The sequence below is a fragment of the Helicobacter sp. MIT 05-5294 genome (assembly GCF_000765675.1).
Lineage (GTDB): Bacteria > Campylobacterota > Campylobacteria > Campylobacterales > Helicobacteraceae > Helicobacter_D.
Window position 1 is genome coordinate 1 of the sequence record NZ_JRPA02000047.1, and the last position, 2,072, is coordinate 2,072.

Annotated in this window: 3 protein-coding genes; all 3 read right to left on the reverse strand. The window is 34.7% G+C overall.

The genetic code is table 11. The features are described from left to right. Positions 1–101: 101 nt before the first annotated feature. Positions 102–851 carry a hypothetical protein gene (locus tag LS69_RS09875; RefSeq protein ID WP_138124622.1) on the reverse strand — a complete coding sequence of 250 codons (750 nt, stop codon included), beginning with the start codon at positions 849–851 and terminating at the stop codon, positions 102–104. A gap of 25 nt (positions 852–876) precedes the next feature. Beyond that, on the reverse strand, positions 877–1,641 hold the full coding sequence (locus LS69_RS09880; protein ID WP_138124625.1) for a hypothetical protein: 765 nt from the start codon (positions 1,639–1,641) through the stop codon (positions 877–879). 101 nt (positions 1,642–1,742) lie between these two features. After that, positions 1,743–2,072, reverse strand: a 330-nt coding sequence (locus LS69_RS10635) for a hypothetical protein (RefSeq protein ID WP_194145495.1), incomplete at its 5' end; no start/stop codon positions are given.

Genomic DNA, 2,072 nt, shown 5'->3' on the forward strand with positions numbered 1-2,072 from the left:
GACCATTTGTTGCCGTTAATTTCCCAAAAGGCTTGTTCCATTTCTCTATCCTTTGTTTTAATTTATGATGTAATTATAATCATAAATAACTTAAAGGAACATTAATCCTTTTTTAGACTGCTTAGGATTTCATCAAAATTAAACTTGCGATTTTTAATTACCTCATCGCGCCATTCTTTGGCTTCATTATCTACCATTTCAGAACCTATACTTTCTATCCAAAATAAAAACGCACAAATCCTAAAGAGTTTCTGCTCTTTTGTTTCCTCTGCGCTTTTGGCTCTAAACACCTTTAACGCTTGAAGCTTTAGTTCTTTATACTCTGCAAATATTTCAGAAATTCTAATCTCACATTCTATTAAGGCTTCTTTCGCTTGTTTGCCTTTAATCGTAATTACTTTATCCTCGTTTGTTACAAGTGGAATTTCTTGAGAGTCTTTAAGTAATACAATCTTAGCTTTTAAATCATCGCTTAAAGAGATTGTGTTAATCTCATTGTTCCCTTTATCTCCCACTAAAAGACAAATGGCGGAGACTTCAGTATCTCTTAGGTCATTTAAAGCTTCAACAATTTCTCGCTCTAATCTTGTCCCATATTTTAACGAGCCACTAACATTTGTATCTTTGTCATAATCATAGATTAGCAAATCCTCTGCGCTCATTTCTATTGCGTGCAACTTGTCTAAATGCCACCTCCAAGATTCGTTTGCGTGGTTAAATCTTGTTGTTTCGTCTCTTAGCTCTTTATCTGTTGGAGGGCTGTATTCGTCTAAGTCTGTTCCTGCTCCATAAAGCCACTTTTCGCCCGTTTTTGTGTTTATAAAATATGTCTTTTTGTCTATAATGTGCATTTTAAACTCCTTAAGTTGTTAAATCTTAATATCCAAGTTCTACTTTACCTCGCCCAGTTACCCAACAATAGTCATTAAATCCGTTAAGTAGAACATCTCCTAAAGACGCGAATATAAAGCTTTTATCTCCTTGAATTTGCCATCTATCATCAGAAAAGCCACCCCACTCAAAGCCAGCAACCATTCTGTTGATATAGGTTACTGCTACATAATTATTTCTTTGAGTGTTCGTATAAAAAGTAGTCATAGCGTTTTTATTGGTTATAGTGTAATTTGTATCTATTTTGAGCACTTCTGCTTTATAAGTCGTTTTAATAGGCATTCCATTACACCATTCTAGATTTGCAACCGCTGCAGGGGTATTTTTGAAATTATTGGCATTGATTCCCGTGAAATTTTTCAGTCCCGCTGCTCTCTGATTGCCAAATGTCTGAAGCCATACAACTTTACGATTCGTTAGGGCGTTATTTGCGTCCGTTACGACTTTATCAATTTCAACTTTAATGCCTTTGTCTATGGTTTCAGACACATTGTCTAATGATTGTTTTACATTTAGAATTGCTTGTGATACATTTTCTAAAATTTGGTTTAGTTGCCCCATTCTTACATAGCGTCCGCTTTGTTGCCCTAAATCTGCAATAACGGGGCGTTGATAGGCATCTGTAAAGCCCTCTAACCAATTTAAATCATCATCCGCTGCTGGAAGTTGGTACGGCACTCTTTGCTTAATGCCGCTATTTGCAAAACCTTGCTTAAGTGGAATCGGTAAGAGTGTGTATTTTTTAGCCATTAGTTGCCTTTAAATTTCGTAAAATTTTCCATTTACACAAACAATCACTTTGCCGTTCAAAAAAATATATTCCGTTCTCTAATTTTTTCTCTGTTGGCATATTATTGCCCATATAAATAATACATATTTGTAATGAAGTTTTCATTAGTTGCCTTAAAAACTTGTTTATTTGAGCCAATAATATACCCCATATTTTCACTATAGCTTCTGCTTTTAAAAATAACTTTTGAATCTAAAAAACACGAAAGAGTGTAATTTGGGGACGCTGATGCACACCCAATAGAGTAAGCAGTATTCTTTGAATTTATAGTGTAATTTGTATCTATTTTGAACACTTCTGCTTTATAAGTCGTTTTAATAGGCATTCCATTACACCATTCTAGATTTGCAACCGCTGCAGGGGTATTTTTGAAATTATTGGCATTGATTCC